The sequence below is a fragment of the Flavobacterium sp. LAR06 genome, assembly GCF_041946075.1.
Classification (GTDB): domain Bacteria; phylum Bacteroidota; class Bacteroidia; order Flavobacteriales; family Flavobacteriaceae; genus Flavobacterium.
Map to the genome: position 1 here is coordinate 40732 of NZ_JAUTYT010000021.1, position 17912 is coordinate 58643.

General features: G+C 31.4%; 14 protein-coding genes. 13 read left to right on the forward strand and 1 reads right to left on the reverse strand.

Annotation, left to right across the window (positions count from 1 at the left end; genetic code table 11):
* Nucleotides 1-3: 3 nt before the first annotated feature.
* The 9 genes from Q7C23_RS21820 (at nucleotide 4) to Q7C23_RS21860 (ending at nucleotide 8113) form a co-directional block, all read left to right on the forward strand.
* A complete protein-coding gene (locus Q7C23_RS21820) occupies nucleotides 4-624 on the forward strand; it encodes a hypothetical protein (protein ID WP_375034493.1) in 621 nt (206 codons plus the stop codon).
* A gap of 7 nt (nucleotides 625-631) precedes the next feature.
* A complete protein-coding gene (locus Q7C23_RS21825; RefSeq protein WP_375034494.1) occupies nucleotides 632-1246 on the forward strand; it encodes a hypothetical protein in 615 nt (204 codons plus the stop codon).
* Nucleotides 1243-1788 (forward strand): hypothetical protein, encoded by a 546-nt coding sequence (locus tag Q7C23_RS21830; RefSeq protein WP_375034495.1) that lies wholly within the window; start codon nucleotides 1243-1245, stop codon nucleotides 1786-1788. The genes Q7C23_RS21825 and Q7C23_RS21830 overlap by 4 nt, the downstream gene beginning before the upstream one ends.
* Entirely contained in the window at nucleotides 1785-2291 is a 507-nt protein-coding gene (locus Q7C23_RS21835; protein WP_375034496.1) for a hypothetical protein, read from the forward strand. Before Q7C23_RS21830 ends, Q7C23_RS21835 begins: the two co-directional genes overlap by 4 nt.
* Nucleotides 2292-2349: 58 nt before the next feature.
* The gene (locus Q7C23_RS21840; protein WP_375034497.1) at nucleotides 2350-2928 is read left to right on the forward strand and encodes a hypothetical protein; all 579 of its coding nucleotides are present in this window, start codon (nucleotides 2350-2352) and stop codon (nucleotides 2926-2928) included.
* A 4-nt stretch (nucleotides 2929-2932) separates the two neighbouring features.
* The gene (locus tag Q7C23_RS21845; RefSeq protein ID WP_375034498.1) at nucleotides 2933-3790 is read left to right on the forward strand and encodes a hypothetical protein; all 858 of its coding nucleotides are present in this window, start codon (nucleotides 2933-2935) and stop codon (nucleotides 3788-3790) included.
* A 5-nt stretch (nucleotides 3791-3795) separates the two neighbouring features.
* On the forward strand, nucleotides 3796-4116 hold the full coding sequence (locus Q7C23_RS21850; RefSeq protein WP_375034499.1) for a hypothetical protein: 321 nt from the start codon (nucleotides 3796-3798) through the stop codon (nucleotides 4114-4116).
* Nucleotides 4117-4122: 6 nt separating this feature from the next.
* A complete protein-coding gene (locus Q7C23_RS21855; protein WP_375034500.1) occupies nucleotides 4123-6219 on the forward strand; it encodes a TraM recognition domain-containing protein in 2097 nt (698 codons plus the stop codon).
* A gap of 1330 nt (nucleotides 6220-7549) precedes the next feature.
* Nucleotides 7550-8113, forward strand: a complete 564-nt coding sequence (locus Q7C23_RS21860) for a hypothetical protein (RefSeq protein ID WP_375034501.1) — start codon at nucleotides 7550-7552, stop codon at nucleotides 8111-8113.
* A gap of 103 nt (nucleotides 8114-8216) precedes the next feature.
* On the opposite strand, the gene Q7C23_RS21865 is transcribed toward Q7C23_RS21860, so the two are convergent.
* The gene (locus tag Q7C23_RS21865; RefSeq protein ID WP_375034502.1) at nucleotides 8217-8870 is read right to left on the reverse strand and encodes a hypothetical protein; all 654 of its coding nucleotides are present in this window, start codon (nucleotides 8868-8870) and stop codon (nucleotides 8217-8219) included.
* A 1044-nt stretch (nucleotides 8871-9914) separates the two neighbouring features.
* Between Q7C23_RS21865 and Q7C23_RS21870 the strand changes: the two genes are divergently transcribed.
* The 4 genes from Q7C23_RS21870 (at nucleotide 9915) to Q7C23_RS21885 (ending at nucleotide 15977) form a co-directional block, all read left to right on the forward strand.
* Entirely contained in the window at nucleotides 9915-11072 is a 1158-nt protein-coding gene (locus Q7C23_RS21870; RefSeq protein ID WP_375034503.1) for a hypothetical protein, read from the forward strand.
* 210 nt (nucleotides 11073-11282) lie between these two features.
* Nucleotides 11283-13085, forward strand: a complete 1803-nt coding sequence (locus Q7C23_RS21875) for a leucine-rich repeat domain-containing protein (RefSeq protein WP_375034504.1) — start codon at nucleotides 11283-11285, stop codon at nucleotides 13083-13085.
* A 1069-nt stretch (nucleotides 13086-14154) separates the two neighbouring features.
* Nucleotides 14155-14598: a hypothetical protein gene (locus Q7C23_RS21880; RefSeq protein WP_375034505.1), complete on the forward strand. Its 444-nt coding sequence runs from the start codon at nucleotides 14155-14157 to the stop codon at nucleotides 14596-14598.
* Nucleotides 14599-15602: 1004 nt separating this feature from the next.
* Nucleotides 15603-15977: a helix-turn-helix domain-containing protein gene (locus tag Q7C23_RS21885; protein ID WP_375034506.1), complete on the forward strand. Its 375-nt coding sequence runs from the start codon at nucleotides 15603-15605 to the stop codon at nucleotides 15975-15977.
* Nucleotides 15978-17912: the final 1935 nt, after the last annotated feature.

A 17912-nucleotide genomic window follows, 5' to 3' on the forward strand; every position in this document is an offset into this window, starting at 1 on the left:
AAAATGGAGCCATTGAAAGAGGGGGAGCAAAAGAATTCAAAGGATCAGGAGAATTCAAAAGATGAAAATTTAGGAAAAAACCAAAAAGATCCAAAAAGAGATAAATCTGTTGGTGAAAAATTAAAAAATGCAGCAGTAACAGTAGTTCTTGTTATGGCAGCAGTCCTGTTATTCTCTTTAGGGCCTATAGGCATTCTATTAGGAATTTTAACATTACTATTTGCAGCTAAAAAACCAATAGCAAAGTTGGCTAAAAAAGCCTATATAAGTGTAAAAAAAAAGATAACAGCTGATAAGAATACAAAAAAAGTCAAATCAAAGAAAGTTAAAAAAGATAAATCAAAAAACAAAAAAAAAGAAAAAACTAGCTCTTTAGAAATGAATGTAGCTAGTTTGAAAAAAATGAAAACCAGACCAAATTCTGTTTCAAAAATTGATGTCATTCCTGCAGAAAGAGCTAAATCAACTTCGAATGGACTTCAACCTAATTTCTCGAAATTTCAAAGTCTTATAGTACCAAGTGTAAAAATAAGTGATGTCGCAATGAAGAGAAGAAATAAGCCTATTCATGATAATAAAAGAACTCCTTTACCAAATATGAAAAATGTTAAACCTACTTTGTAAAAGAACCATGAAATTAAATAAAAAAGTATTTTTTTGTCTTGCTTTTATGCTTACGTCGCTTCATGCATTTCCACAGTTTATTGTAATTAACATCACAGTGATAAATACTGATAAAGGTTTATTAAGGATACTAACTGAAAAGTCAGCTGTTAATTCTGCTATTTTAGCTAATCAAACACTTATATATACAGGATTAAAAGACATAAAGGACAGCAAAATAGAAACTAGAATTAGGGAATATGAGAGAAATAAACATGACAGAAGTTTGCAAGTCCCAATAGCTTCGAATTTACTACTCAACAACCTTTTAATGGGAGCTGCAATAACAACACGTCCTTTATTACCATTTTACAATACTGCAGCAAAAAATGAATATTTTATTAGAGAGCTCGCTATAAATGATGCGATTGCTTTTCAAATTGCTTTAACAAGGAATGGTAATATTAGAAATGCAAATACGCAGGAATTGTATTCTCTTGATCAAAAAATGTTGTCTAAACTAAAAAAAACAAATGAAAATGGTCAAAGAAACGCAGTATTTATTATTCTAACATCTTTACTAGCAAAAACAGCAACCTTGTCCGAAAGCGATTTGAATAAAATATTAAGTTTAGGTTTATGAAACTATATTTAAAGTATATACTATTTGTCTACTTATTTTTACAAAGCACAGCAAATCATGCTCAAATTATTGTTCGTTTATGGGAGGCTGAAGCTTCTGCTACTGCAAATGTTATAGCCTTACTGCTTATTAGACCTGCCGAGACAAGAGTAAAAGAGGAAATGACAAAATTAAACAGAGAATTAAAAAAACAGATTCCTTATTATGGTTTCAGAAGCATGTTTGATCTTGTTTTCGCAAAAGAGAGTACAATTATAAATATTCGATCTAAATTATCGAGACTTAACAGCATTAACAATAAAGTTCCTCTACTATTTAATAGAAAAAAAGAACAAAAAAGACTTAAATGGATCATGTATACCGATTATTTAAATAGTCTGAATACTGATATTGGTTATGGTACGAATTTGTCTAACAATGGAAATTTGCTAAAAACATCTTTAGAAATTGTTTCAGAATTAGAAAAAATAGAAAAAGATTTAGATGATACCTTAGAGGATTTGATAATTTCAGAACGTGTTTTTAACTTATTTAGATTATGAAATTCACTGTATTTATATGTTTAATTTTTACATTAAATGTCCATTCACAAATTCAAATATGGATTGGACCTATTTATACTAATTTCCCTGATCCCGTGGCACAGGCACAAGAAAAAAGAGCCACTTCTGCAGATAAGAAGATGCTTCCCAAAGTGTTTAAAATGGCTACTGAGGTCCAGGTAGTTAGAAAGTTTGTTGTTGATTATGAAAGTAGTTTAGGAACAATAAGTCCAGCATTGAAATCAAAGCAAAGAGAAGTAGATGATTTTTTGGATGAATGTATAAATTATATTGTAGCAAAGAGCTCCATTTCCGGAAATATACCAGGGTTGTCAAAATTAGCAACTAAGAGTCGGTTAATAGAAATTTTTCAAACAAATAAAATTAGAACCTTAAAAGACGAATTAAAAACTTTGTTTAAGACAGATAATTATATGACGGAAGGTGAGAGAAAAGTCCTTCTTTTAGATATTATTGATAGAGCATTACAACTCACAGTATAAATAGTTATTGTGAGGATTATCGGGTAGGTTTATATGTAATAATGAAAAACATAAAGAAATGAGAAAAAGCGTACTTATAGTTTTATTTCTAACAATTTGGCATCAATCTGTGGGGCAACAAATAATAAATCATGTATATGATCCTAGTGCAGGGGCAATTCGTGGAGTGGCTATACCAGGAATGCTGACTACAGCTTTTTTTTTTAAAAATGAAGAGGCAAATAACATAATTCCAGAGATTATAAAAGAAGAAAAGGAACGTATTGGTAAATGGAGAAAATCTATATTAGGGAATGCCAATAGCCTAAATGCATTAGCAGTAGCCTCGAGAGTTCTTATAAATCAAATTGATTCAAAAAGAGTTTTAATACTACCGGCTCATTATGCTCCAGGATTTCGTCATGATTTAAGAGAATTTTTGGTCTTAAAAGAGCGTACAGAAAGATTAGAAAGAAGAGTAATTGCTTTGGTAAGTATTGGAACTATGTTTATTGATGGTGAAGGATACTACAGAGTGGCTTCGCAAAGATTAGCGCTTGAATATCTAGAAGTTTATGCAGAACTAAGCGAGATAGAGTTTAACATTACAAAACTATTGGCTTTTATAGCATTATTTTCTCAATTAAATTCACATTAAATATATGATTTTCTTACAAGCGTCTACCAACGATTTTATCCTTCAAATGAGAGTTGATTTTATTAACCAGTTTCAATTGCTAATTGATAGATTGCATATGTACTTATCTACATTTGCAGGTATTTTAGTGTTAATTTTTGTTGTTTATAAAGTTGTGTTGAATATGATCAACCCTGAAAAGGGACTTGATCCCTACATAATTGTTCGGCCTTGCTTAATTTTAGTAGGACTTATTTTATATAACCCTCTTGTTGAATTTTTTATGTTAACACCTATGAAGATTATATCGGATGTAATTCAACAATCTATACTTAATTTGTCTGGTATTGATATTAATGGTTTTGACGGTAGATTTAATTCTTCTATGACGCGAACAGATGACCGATTGTATGACGTTCTTCAAGTTAACCCAATTTTGGAATTATTGCATTTGCTTATTTATTTTATAGGGAGTTTTGTAGCAACATATATGTTAATTAAACAATCGTTAACAATCGCTATATATTATATTATGGGGTATTTCTCTGTGATGTTTTCTCTTATTCCCGGAAATGAAAAGTCTTTTATGAATTGGTCATTATCTTTTTTAGCCATTCTTTTATGGGAGCCTTTTATTTTTATTTTAAAGTATTTAATAATTCTAACAAGAATAGATACGCAAGGTTTCGTTTCATTTTTTGTTATAGTGGCTGTTCAAGTATCATCGATCTTTTTATTTTTTAAAATCCCTAGGTTTTGTGAATTTTTAATCAATGGAGGAAGCCCATTAGGAGCCTCTCATTCTGGAGGAGCTGGCTCAGCAATTTCGAAAATTTCATCAAAAGTGTCTTCTATAAGTTCGATGCTTTCATCTAAAAAATAAGTCTTATGAATAATAACAATAATGATACTACTACAAAAAAGTTCGTCATTCCCAGATGTTTAGAAGCTAGCCCTGTAGTTTTTGGACTGAGTGTAAAGACAGCAGTTATAACTTTGAGTTTTGCATTAATGGCATTAATAATGATTGCCAAATCACTTTGGATAGCGTTAGCAATAATGGGTCTTGCAATAGGAAATCTAAAATTAGAAAAACAATTTAAAAAAGAAGGTGGAGCAATGGCTTATTTATTACTTCTTATTACTAAGCAAAAAAGTGTTAGGGTAAATTGTACTATAAAGTCGTTAATTCAAATAAATAAAAAATAAATAAAAATGGGAAATAATGCAGATAAATATTCAATGGATTCTTTAATTCTTTTTGGCTTCTTATTTGGTTTTTTATTAGTTGCTTTTGATGTTACATTATATATAGATATCCCCCAATTAAAATCAGCTCAAGAATTTATTTGTCAAAAATTTGATGTTTTATGTAGAAATAAAATTAATATTAAAATACTATATCTTACTATTTTTTTTCTCTGTTCTATTGGAGTTCACGTAAAGAAGATTCCCAAAGTATCGAAATATAAGCATTATAGTCTATTGCTAGTATTCATGCTCTTATCTCTAAATCTTATATGCTCTTATTTTACAATGTTTCCTTTTTTTTACTTATTTACAACTATTTTTTGTTCTTTATTTTTTATTATTTCTATAATAATGTTTAGACGCTATTTTTCATACTTTGATAATAGTGATCAGTTTAATGAAAGTAATGAATCTTTTAGCCAAGAAAAAAAGAAAATGGTAAATGAATATTCAGTTAATCTAAAAATGAAAGAAGGTTGGATTAATATCATTAATCCTTTTCGAGGCTCTATTGTCATGGGAAACCCGGGTTCAGGGAAAACTTACTCAATTATAGAAGAATTTATAAGGCAGCAAATGATAAAAAAATTTTCATTTATGATTTATGATTTTAAATTTCCTTCCTTGACGCAAGTTTCTTACGATTTTTATATAGATTCTAAAAGTGAGTACGATTTTAAAATTATCAATTTTGACGAGATTGAATATTCGCAATTCATAAATCCCATAGCACCAGATTTAATTAGACGAACGAGTGATGCTATTGAAGCTTCTCAAACTGTTCTTTTTAACTTAAATAAGGAGTGGATTGAAAAAAAAGATTTCTTTGCACAATCTGCTATTTCTTACTTTGCAGCATGTATCTATTTTTTAAAATTGTACCAAGGGGGTAAATTTTGCACGCTTCCTCATGCAATAGCATTAGCTTCTCAAAGCGATGAAAAAGTTTTTAAATTATTAGAAACAGAACCGGAATTAGCTTTTTTTTTAACCCCATTTAAAGATGCACTTGAAAAGAAAGCTTATGAGCAATTGTCTGGGCAAACGGCCTCTGCTCGTATTCCATTATCACAAATTGCCACCAAAGAACTTTTTTGGGTTATGGGTAACAATGTTTATCCAGAGATGAACATTGATATAAATATTAATCTTTTAAACGAAGAATCTATACTAGTTCTTGCAAATAATCCAAAAACACAGAAAACAAATGCACCAGCTTTAGGACTTATAGTTACACAATTAATGAAATTAATAAATGTACAGAATAGAGCTCCTTCTTCACTCATATTAGATGAATTACCTACCTTGTACTTTATGGGTCTGGATAATTTAATGGCAACGGCAAGGTCTAATAAAGTGTGTACAGTTCTTGGTTTTCAAGACCTGGAGCAATTAAAAAGAGATTATGGAGATAAAGCTGCTCAAACCATTTTTAATATTGCTGGAAATGTTTTTAGTGGATCAGTAAAAAGTAATACAGCTAAAGAATTGCAAGAAATTTTTGGTAAGTCTAAACAAAAAATAAAAAATGTCTCTATGGAGACCTCTGTAACTTCGATATCTATAAACGAGCAGTTTGAATATATCTTGCCCCAGTCTAGAATTTCGCAGTTATCACAAGGTGAATTTGTAGGTTTACTGGCAGATAATTTTGGACAGGAATTAGATAGAAAAATATTTAGAGGAACTATTGTTCCTGATAAAGGAAGACAAAATATTCAGAAGAAAAAATTACCGAAAAATAAAGATCTACCAGAAGATTTAGATTCTTATATTGGTTTAAATTTTAAAAGAATTACTGATGAAATAAGTATTATTATTGAAAATGAATTAGCTGAAATTGAGGAAAGGCAAGAGAAAGAAAGCCAGGAGAAAGAAAGCCAGGAGAAAGAAAAGCAGGAGAAAGAAAAGCAGGAGAAAGAAAGCCAGGAGAAAGAAAGCCAGGAGAAAGAAAGCCAGGAGAAAGAAAGCCAGGAGAAAGAAGACCAGGAGAAAGAAAAGCAGGAGAAGAAAAGTCAGGAGAAAGAAAGCCAGGAGAAAGAAGGCCAGGAGAACTGTTAATGATATGGATGAAATTATAATTTTTACAGGAGGACCGATTATTTAATAAGAGTGCAGAAAAATCATAGCAAGATTATAAGTTCATTTTTATCGAGTACAAAAAGAACTCTGATTGTTGATATTTTTCCACAGAAAAAAGCACCTGTTTACAGGAAAAGATTATGATAAATCTACCAGTATACAAGTTCGTCTGGTGCGGGCTGATTTACTAGGCGGAGAAATTGAAGTTTTGATGACATCTTTATTGGACAGTCAAATTTACCTATCATGTATATCTAAAGAACTATACTTTTTAAGATGGGGAGTTGAGACTTTTTACGACAAATTAAAAAACAAATTAAAGGTAGAATATTTCACGGGCTATCCTAAAGGGAGTATTGAGTAGGATTTTTTCTGTGCTTTATTTATCAGCAATCTGCAGTCAATTATTGAAAAAAAAACGATTTAGAGAAAAATTAAAAATCAAAATACAAAACTGGATTACAAAGTAAACACAAATTTGACATACAGATTTAAAAAAAAGAGATTTTTAGAAGTGCTTTTTAAAGAAGCTCCTTTAGAAGAAGTATTCAAAGAATTAGAATATTTTTTTATTAAAAATACAGTTCCTATTCGATCGAACCGTAATAATAAACCTGAATCAGGTAAATATAGAACCTGAGTAAGGTCCTTGGAAATCAGAAAGATACAATATGAAGATCCTTAACTTAATGACATTGCCCGAGCACCAGCGATCTGGCGAAGCAATCTTTGTGCTCAGACCCGGTACAAAAGGATTTTACTGCTATCGCGGCTATGGCAGCTGCTACTTGCTCAAGAGTTACATTCATTCCTTATTCATAGCATTTTTTGTACTTTTTTGATAAAAACTTCCATTTATAATCTTCGTACTCATATTTCATAATTTACTTTTTATTGTTAAAATCAATTATTTGTAGATAGTTTGAATCCTGTGTAGTCATCTTAACGAAACAAATAAACCGATTAAATATACGTATTTAGGTATAAAAAACGCTAAATCGAAAGCCTTTCAGGTGATTTTTAACTTGTTAGTTGGTTAGACAGCCAAATAAGTCTTAGGATGTTGTTTTAATGCCTTTTTATGTATGTTGAAGTCAAAATGCTTCATGATATTTGTCTATAATTGTCAGATTGTAATTAAGTGAGATTTGGAGAATTTTTAAATCTAAGTTAACTGATCAGTTTTTTATATAATTATTTTACTAACTAGCAATTATTGCGTAAAATAAGTATATTGATAAAACCTATTACTTTTATGAAGTAAATTTTAATAAATTAACAAATTTAAATGCAAAAAAAATCTTCAGTAATGAAAAATAAATACTTAATTTTCCTGTTTTTAATAGTATCGTTTAAAAGTTTTGCGCAAATGGCTTCCAAAATGGCATATCAAAAAAATAGGTATGAGCTGGCTATTTCCTACTATAATAAGGGTGATCATAAAAATGCATTAACTTTATTTTCTTTCAGTTCTAAACTTAAGCCTGATAATGTAATAGGAATAGAGTCAATCAAAAAAATAGATACTTTGAGAAAGATATTACGAAAAAAAATCATGGATAAAGTTGTCGGAACTTGGGAATTGTGTGGGGATAAACCGTTATGGTCTGTCGACAGTAGTGATAATAGTCTTCTAACTAAATTGGTTGAAATTAATCAGGAGCAAATTTTGTTTTATGAATTAGATCCTCAAACAAAAGTAAAGAAGCTTTTCAAGACTGAAAAATTAGTATATTATAATGAAGATCAATCTGATAATTTTTTTTCTGCTATTATTTTATCTGATGGTACGATTTGGGAATGTTTGTTGAATGAGGATCAAAGTATTTTACAGGTAATTAATATCGCAAAAAAAAACAGAAAAGGGAGTTGAGAAAATAGCAAACAACAATTTGGAAAGATTTTTAAGAAAAGTAAATTAATTATGACTTATATTTTGAATTGGTTTAATGTTTTTAATATATAAATTTGAGAATTTATAATTGTGCGAAAATAATGTCTTTATGGTCGTATACCTTTCTTTTTTTTGCCGGATCAATTATTACATCAGTATCAATATTACTGATCTCAGTTTTAAAAAAGTTACAATCCTCCAAACTTTCTAATGACAGGTTTAAATAAAATTGATTCCAAACAAATGGGATTCCTTGAGAATTATTATCGATACGTATGCTTAATTCTTTCATCTCCATATTGTTAGCTGCTGAAATCAGCAAATCTTTCAATTCTGTAAAATCGGCTGTATTATAGAAGGTATATTGTGTGGTTAATAAAATAATATCGGTTTTGCCCTGAAGTAAAACCGGTAGTACCACTACTTTTATCCCTCTCCCGAAATTAGAGCCCCACCCCTTTACGCCAACTTCTTTTAACCTGATTTTTCCCCAACGGAAATCCTTTTTGTCGATATGATAGACTTTCCTGTCTTCGGGAAGTTCTGTCGCTTCCCCTAGTCTCGTGCGATTTAAATAATCAGTTATAATCAAATCTTTGTTCTTTTTTAGAAATGACTTTTTTTCTATTCTTACTTCGGAGCCAAAACTAGGACGATGTTCGAAAGTCATGGTGCCACTACACTGTACTTTAATTACTTTTCTTATTTTATTCATGTCTATTGTATTATTTGCCATAGTCTGTAATTTTATACAAATCCATGGTTAAACAACATGAAAAAGAAGTAGTTTTTTGATGGTTACTTTGCACCGAAATTAGGTGGTCAGTTTGAATTGGAATTAGGTGAGCAGTTGCTCCGAATCGAGTGGTCATTTTATACTGAAAATGTATGGTCAATTTGACCGTTTTTTTCATTTATAATACGGGTGCTTTTCGTAAAAGAAGATTACGATCTTCTCTTAATGGCCTAAGTTTTTCACCTAAAGTTTCTGTTGACATAAGTTCAATTGACAGTAAGTGTCAAAATTGTGAAATGTATATGCTCATTAGAAGATTGCTTTTAAAGTGTATCAACATCATTAATTATTAGTATTATATGCTATAACAGAGGGTTGAAGTAGTCTTGGGGCATATGGGAGTCTGGTATGACAGAAAAACGTCTACATTCTTCGTTGGGATGTAAAACAGCTAACGAAATGAAACTGGAATTTTATAAAATCAAAAGTGTAGCATAGGTCTTAGAAAATTTGTCTGCCTTTTTGTTGCAAGTCCAATGGAAGGACCGAAAAAAGGAATATAAAAAATTATCGTAATGTTTTTTTAAATGCCTTAATGTGTTTTTTTTATGTCTTATTGTGATTGAAAAATAATCTAAAAAAAGTTATACTTGTAAACAAAATGGCAATGAAAAAGCGTTGCGTTAAAGATACTTGGAAGGCAGGGGATTATTTTAGGATAGAATATTTAAAGAACTAACAATAAACTAAAGTTAGAGTTTCATGAAATGAGTATGTAAAAAAGATTAACATGTAGCTGTCAATCAAACAGTTCTGGACTTAAAGAAATGGCTGGAAACATGCAACTGTGTGTCACAAAGTATCTGTAAAATTATATAAACAGGTGTGTTTTAAAAAACCATTATAAACACAAACTAAAGGCCAAGAAAGAAAATTGTTGTATGGTGTACTTCTTTTATAGCCTGATATGAATATAATGAGATAATTAATTTAACATACATAAACTAGCTAAAAGACAATCATTTAATTAATAAAAATAGCATTATGAAAGGAGTAGCCATAGCCATAGAGCTTGACGGAGTGTTAGTACCAGGTATCAGAGAATTCGCTGACGAAGCTTTTGACGGACTACTAGATCCGAAAGAATATCCCGGAGGGGTTGCCGATGTGAGTAAGATTCGTAAGCTGCTTGATCAGATCCCTCTTGGTAAAGAAGGAGAAGAGTTGATAGATGATTACATGAAAAGGAAAGGTCTTGACCTTCCAAAAACAGTAGTAATCGAAAAAACACTTCGGAAAGTGCTGGATGATGAAGGGACTTTATTCCTTTTTGCTGCCTGTCCCCATCCAGCAATACCTCAGTATCTGTTGACGAGAGCCGGTTTATCTGAATATTTTAAGAAAGAAAATGTACTTGTTGTGAGTAACGAAGAGCCAGGGCTTACTCTTGACTTAAAAGTAGCTAAGCTTGCAGATAGGGCTGAAAATAGCGGATGCGAATATGTGGTATGTTTAACTGATGATTCTGATTTATTAGACCCATTAAAGAATGTTATGAAAAACAGAGGATTAAATGCCACAGGCTTGGTAGTTGACTCTAAATATGGTATAAGAAATGGAATTGTGTTTAGAGCAGTTATGGAGATAGCAAAAGTATATGGAGAAGCATTTTCTAACGGTCTATCTGAACAACAACAAGAGGAGAAAATAGAAGACATTCTTGCAATGGCAAGAATATTTTCTAAAATTATGTCTGTAGAAGAGGATGAGGATATGGAGCTTATTCTTGAAACACACAGAGTGGGTTCTAATAAAGATTTAATAGATGTCATAGAACAAATAGAAAGTCGTAAACACGAAGCAGAAATAATAAAAAGCCGTAAACTCGGACCAACTGTATTTATAGAGACTCCAGAAGGTCGTAAACTTGTACACTATGATGAATCAGTCGCAGCATCCGGTGGCATAAAAACTAGGGCTAAACAATCTCTAACGGAACAAATGACAGATTTTCAAATCGCACATGATCCTACGCAAGTTGCAGCATCCGGTGGCTTAAAAACTGAGGCTCCATCACACCCCCTGGAAAAGATGATAAGTCCTCAAATTGAATTGAAAATTACAGCGGCTACTACAGCACAAAAGAAAACAGCTGTTCCAAAAGAGAAACTAGCTCCGACTTTCAGAAGACTATTGAGGTAATTAAGATTGGAAAAGGGTTAATAGTTAGAAATGGTGGGTAAAAATGCTGTGAAGCATTATGTAATATAGTAAATACAAAAGATGTATTTTTTGCTATTCGAATGTGTATTAAACTGTAAAACCATGGAATCACATTATAACATTTAAGAAAGAACATACGGTAGGTATACAGATTATAAAACCAATAATGAAAAAATTAAATAAAAATATATGAATTTTGAAGAATTAGAAAAAGTTAGCGCAAAAATAGTAAGGGCCTGGTCGTCGGGTGAAACAAGTTTGGATTTGTCTTTCTTAGAAATGACTTCGGAGGACTTAGAAGTATTGATGCCTGAAATATTGATGATACCTAATCTTGCTGAATTGAATATGTTTATGAATTATGGTATTAAGAAATTGCCAGACTCCTTATGTGAACTCTCGAGTCTTACCAAACTGATTATAGGAAATACCGACATTACTGATTTACCTGAGGACCTGTACATGTTGTCAAATCTTACTGAATTACGTGCATTTGGAACTAAGATTCGGGAGCTGCCTGGTTGTATAGATAGGCTGGCTAATCTTGAGATTCTTGATTTAACGGGAAGCAGGCTTGAGCGTTTGCCTAACTCCTTAAGCGGGTTATTGAATCTTACCAGGTTGGAAGTGGCAAATAATAGAATTACAGAGGTGCCTGAAACATTACTTAATTTGCCACGCATTCAAAACTTGGAATTTCAGAGTAATCCTCTTTCAATGGAAGCAATTAGCCTTTTGAACCATATTGGACAGCGAGAAGGTGTAACTGTTCGAACTAATTTGGCAGCCCTTGATAGGATTCAATCTTATGAAGATGTATTGACGGTATTTTATCCAGATTACCAGGAACGAACGCTGATGATGGGTAGGTTGGAAGCTTGTTATCTTGACCCTGCAACCATTATTTATGGCGGAGATCATCAGGAAGTGACCTCTGCCCAAGATGTGATGAAAAAGTTTTTGGGTAAAGTTCTTGTTGATAGTGAATTTGAGCGAAATTCGTATGGAGCTACGGCTAAAATGCTGTTTGAGAAAATACTAGACCTATATGCTTCCGGGGAAAAAGCAAAGATTGAGGAAGGAAATACTATCGTGCTAGAAATGGCTATTTCTATGGGAGACTGTGGTACTCCGGTTAAAGCTTATCTGGAACAAAAGTATGTAGGAGAGATAAGAAAGGAAGGTAACAAGTTGTCGGATCATGATGAGTTCACGATAGAAAGACTTGCCCTTATGGAGAAAGCAGGTACTTTACCCGGTCTGAAATCGAGTGATAGAAATGAAGAGGTGAATGCACTTGTTAATTTAGTTTTTTCCAAAGAAAAAGTAGATCAGGCGCATATGGCAATGAACAGGGTTCCTCCCAATGTAGTGTTTGTTGGAGGGGTAGAGAGAGATCTGCTTCCTATATCGAGTTATCCGGTAATTTGTTTTAGTTTGATAAAAGATAATCATGAATTAATGGAGCAATTTGCTACTTTGATTTGTGAAACGAAGGACAATAAGCTGGTACAGACAGCTGATGGTGAGTATATAGTGGATGAGGAAAAGATAAAAAAGCTTAAAGAGAATTACTTAGGTACAGGCGATGAGTTAGTGCGGAATCAACATGCCTCCAAATATGAGGAAGAGATGAAAGAGTTTATTAAAACAGAAAACATGAATGATTTAGTATACTCTGAGCATTTAACCGAAGCCAACGAACGCGATCTGGGGAATCTCCCTAAGCAGCAAAAAGAACTTAAGAGGCTGCTTGGTGAAAAAACCGGGAAAGAAAACATAGAACAGGAATACAAAAGATATGTGTCTGAAATGAAAATGTCCCTTATAGATTTTAGAAAAGAGATGGCTCAAAAAAAAACTATGAGTAAGTTTGCAACTCCGACAATTACTAGAAAAAGGCCTCGGTCTGAGAGTCCTGACCGAGATCGAAATCATACAGAAGGCCAGGGAGAGTCAAAAGTGAGGCATGTTTCACAGCGAAGGCTTTAAGTCATTATGGCCGAATGGCTCCTTAACGGATTAAAACAGAACAGCAAAATTTTAAATTATTTTTAACTAATAATAAATCATGCCTGCAAAAGAAGAAATAGCATGAATATCCCGGGGAGAATTGCAGCTGCAGTGGAAATCCTATTGATGAGCTGAAAGCTTTGAGGAGGGTTGAAGTTGTTGGGTGATGAGGCTGGACTTCTTAATCTGAAGAGCGGTGCTACTTGTGTATTTACAGCAAGATGGGGCATATGTAGCAAGTAAAAGAAAAACCAGGGCTCAAGGTCACAGCGCAGGAACCACTAAGGAATTACAGATCGAACAGGTTAAAAATGCCAAAATTGAATAGCATGAAGATAAGCATATTCATCTAAGCTGTAAAGCAAAAGCAGTTACGCTTTATTGTGTTTTTTTTACGTCTTGCAGGATTTGGTTTTAAGATATAGTGAATTTATATTTGGTAGTAACTTATTTTTCTTACGATAGACTAGATTGCTTTTATTTGGATGAAGTATACTATCGAGAATTATAATGTTAATTCACGTGAGTAATTATATCGTCAATCACAACACGCTTTTCAATATTAATTAAAGTTTTTAAGTAAGAACTATTTGTAATCATTAAATTTTATTGTGAAAATCAAATTAAACAATCTGTTTTTTATCTTTATACCTCACAATTACATGTACAAAGCGTAAACTCAGATAGCACCCGCTGAGGTAATTACTATGGTTGAAATTTTAGAAGTTACCCCAATTATGTAATGATAGCTGCACATAGGGGTTATAGGAAAGACTCACCTGAATAAACTAAACTGCTTATGATGCAGCAATAGCCATAGGAACTTAGATGGTAGAATTTGATATAAGAATGATTTTGGATGATTACAGCCAGGGGATCAGAACTGAAACGCCGCATGCATCGTTATGATTTAAGGGATTATATCATGATTATGAAAAAAAAATGGAGAATTAAAACCCATTTGGGCAGAGTGGCAGGTGACCAATATAAAGATCCGATAGTTCGGGGTTTTTCTTTTATCCAGGTCATAATAATTTAAATCAAACAAATGAAAAAAAATATATTAATAGGATTAATAATTTTGAGCTTATCTGCCTGTAAAAAAACTACAGAAGAGAAAATGAAAGAAAGCATTGAAGGATTTATAATGGAAAAAGCAGATGATCCTAAAAGCTATGAATCTGTTTCTTTTAAGATGGTAGTTGATAAAAGCTCTATGTATAATGAAGATGGATACCTATATTTACTGAAGGAATATATACAGGCCATGGAAATAGAAGACAGGGCGGTTGCCTTAGAAAAGCAAAAAAATATTTTAAAAAAAACATTAGAATATGAAAAAAAATATAAGCCGAAAGTAGATGCTTTTACAATGAATCACGTTTTTAGATTAAACAATAAGGCCGGTGCTCTTGTTTTAGATAGTGCTAATTTTGTTTTTGATGAGAATTTAGAAGTTATCGATAGTAAAAAAATAGAATATGAGATGTAGGATAGTAGGGCGGCAGATTTCTTTATGATAATTCCATGAACTCCGCACCCACGGTTCTGTTCGTTTTTTTTCAAATAATTGCCCTGTTATGTTTTTACTTTTTTATTCTTTCTTCAGTTTGGGTCGCTCTGTTGGGGAGTGAAATAAAAGTGTATTTAGTTTATATATGATTTGCACTGAAATATCACTTAATAATTTTTTAATTTATTCAGTTAAATTAAAAAGAGACCTTAGTTTTTATGGGAAGATAGCTATCATCCCCATTCTAAAGCAGGAAAATAATGAGGAAATATTTTTAGATTGTATTTGTGCAATTGATTGATGAACATTTTAAGTATGTTTTGGTTGCAAATTATAAAATGAAACAAACTTGTTTTTTTTAAATTGGAGTCACAGCTAAATATTGGCTAATTTAGAATTATAATCAAAAGTCAAAAGTTTAAGCACATTTTATATCAATTAAATAATAAAAACAACATAATCATGAAAAAGGGTATAATATTGACTCTTGCATGTTTGATATGTAATAATCTTAGAGCACAACAAAATTATTTTAACCCAACTCAAAAAGTTAAAGATTATCTAGAGCCTGCAATTCCACATCCAGACTAAGATAAGGAAGCAATAAAGAAATTTGCAAAACTTTCTAAAAAAAAACAAATATCCTCATCATATTTGTGATGATTGTGTTATGGGGACATTGGCGTTTATGAAGGAGGTTATGGACATGAGAGTTCTGGCACCTTATGTGGATCAGTGGCATACAAGGGCCTCCGGCTTACTTCGATATACGCACATCCAACTTGGATATCAACGTATACTGCATTGATTACTGGGCGAATTCCTGCACGCTTTAGGCTTATCAGAATGACACGTACTGGGATAAAACCTCCAAATCATTGGATATACAAACCCGCTTTTGATCAAAAAAAATAGAAAAGGATTAATTTCTTTCCAATTGCAATGTATTTATTGTGTTATTACTAATTATAAAGTATATAAATATGAAATATGAAAAGTTAACATCAAATGAAAAGCAATTTTATATAGCTAAAATAGAAAGTATTGTCCATTCTAAAAAGCTCTTTCTACAAAGAGATTTTTCCCTCCCTAAACTTGCTGAAGAGATAAGCATTCCGCTCCATACGATTTCATACATAGTTAATTCGGAGCTTAATCTTCATTTTTCTGATTATATAAACTTGAAGCGAATTGAATATTTTTTAGAAATAATTTCAGATCCGCTATGGCATGATTCGACAATCCAAGAAATTGCAGAGGCTTCTGGCTTTAGAAGCAGGACAACTTTCTACAGGTCGTTCGTTAGACACATCGGAGTATCTCCGTCAGAATATTTGAAAAACCATGCAGCCAGGTAGTTAGGTAAGTATTCGAAAAGCAAAAAAAGGAATTTATAATTTTTCAGAGTTACCAATGTCACCTAAACCTTTGTTTTGAACTTACTCGGTTGATCCTGCCGGGAAACAGAAGAAGCAAGAGGTTTGTAGTAGGTGTGCTCAGGAAGTCGATATGTAATTTTTATGAGAAATGCTGTCTTCAAATTTTAAGTTTTTTTTAGCCATGTTATTTTCTATCAATCCCTGAATTAACGCCCTAGGATTACTTTTGAATTATTTAAATTCTGCTCGCTCCAATCTGGGTTTGATCTACTTTTCCACTACAAGTTTTAAATGTGCTCGCTTCGTGTTTTTAATTTGTATGTAATTTAATTTGGTGAACTTTATTTCTTGTTCAATAGTTCAATTGTATTGAAAATTCTTAGTGCTCTGATTTTTTTTGCTTTGATAAATTATGTTTGATCTTCATTTTTTTATCAGTGATAGTTGCAGAGGGTTCATGGTGTGTTTTATTTAATCCATAAATTAACACCTGCCTTGTTTTCGACTAAAATTTTTGATAAGTTTTTTTTATTCTCAAAACCTAATTTTTATGAGATATTTATTGTGCGATCTACGTTCTTCGCTTCTACAATGCAAATTTGCTTTTTTGTTATTATTTTTTATTCTTGGAACGTGTTAACTTATTGCATTCCACTCTTTCAACAGGAAAATTATCGCTCTTTTCCGTTTGGTTCTAAATCATATGATGATGAATAAGCTTATTGCTGTAATAATATAAAGAAACAAATAGTTATTCCATAATATGTTAATTAAGGACTATAATTGTTTATACCTGGGAAAGTATTTGTAAACTATTAATTGTACAACGCCTTCTGTATTTGCTTCTGTTCTGAACTTTTTAATGTTACATTACGAAAAATTTATTAATCTAGAAAAGTTGTTTGCACCCAGCAAATCATTCTTCTTGGGAACTTTAAAGAATGATGTAATGTGTTTTTGATTTTTAGCAAGCTTTTTGTTTTTTTATTGTCACTTTTTAAGTTTTGCAAATCTTTAATCTCAAGATTTTCTTTAAAAAAAATGTTTATAATTTTTCCACAATGCGTACAGTAATCATTATCATGATTTGTGGCAGTGCATTTGATACATGTCATATATAAATATTTGGACACAATACTTTCGTTTTATTTATTAAACATAGTTCAATACTCTATTTAGTACAGATAGACATTTGTGGAAGTAGTGCAAATTATAATATAAATAGATTTAATAGAGGAGCAAAGAATAAATAATTTCTTCTAGTTGAAGTCCGCAAGGTTTAATAATCAAGAAAAGACTTAAGGATTTTGACATAAGCACTTTTAAAGCCAATAGTGTCTATCGCAAATTTATAGCTTTTATTGTTGACTCGCAAATAATATTTCATGATATTTATTTCAAATTATTCTATTAACGCGTTTGATATTGGTTGGTTATGAGTTGTTTAGGTGATTTGTTTAACATGCGTTTAACAGTAAAACACAAATTATTGAATTAAAATTATATAACTTTATGAAATCGAATAATAACAATCGAAATGGAGTTGTTGCTCTAATATGTTTAATTAAATTGTAAGATTTAGTTTTCTAAGTAAAGAAACTAGAACACATAAATGTTAAGATATTTAATTTAACTATTTTCGTTAGTATATAATTTGGAAGATTATATAAGAATGGTCATTAAACAGCAGTAAAATTGTTACTGCTGTTTTTTAGATTTAAATATGTACTTTGAAAATAGCACTAGCAAATCGGACTATAGGCCTTTTTTTATTTATTATAGTTTTAATTTAAAAAATCAATTTATTTTTACACCCTAATTTAATTAAAAATATATTATGAAAGATTTATTGGCAAAAATAAATGCAGAAATCGAAAATTTTGTGACAGAGTCAAATTCATTAGTTGAAAAAGG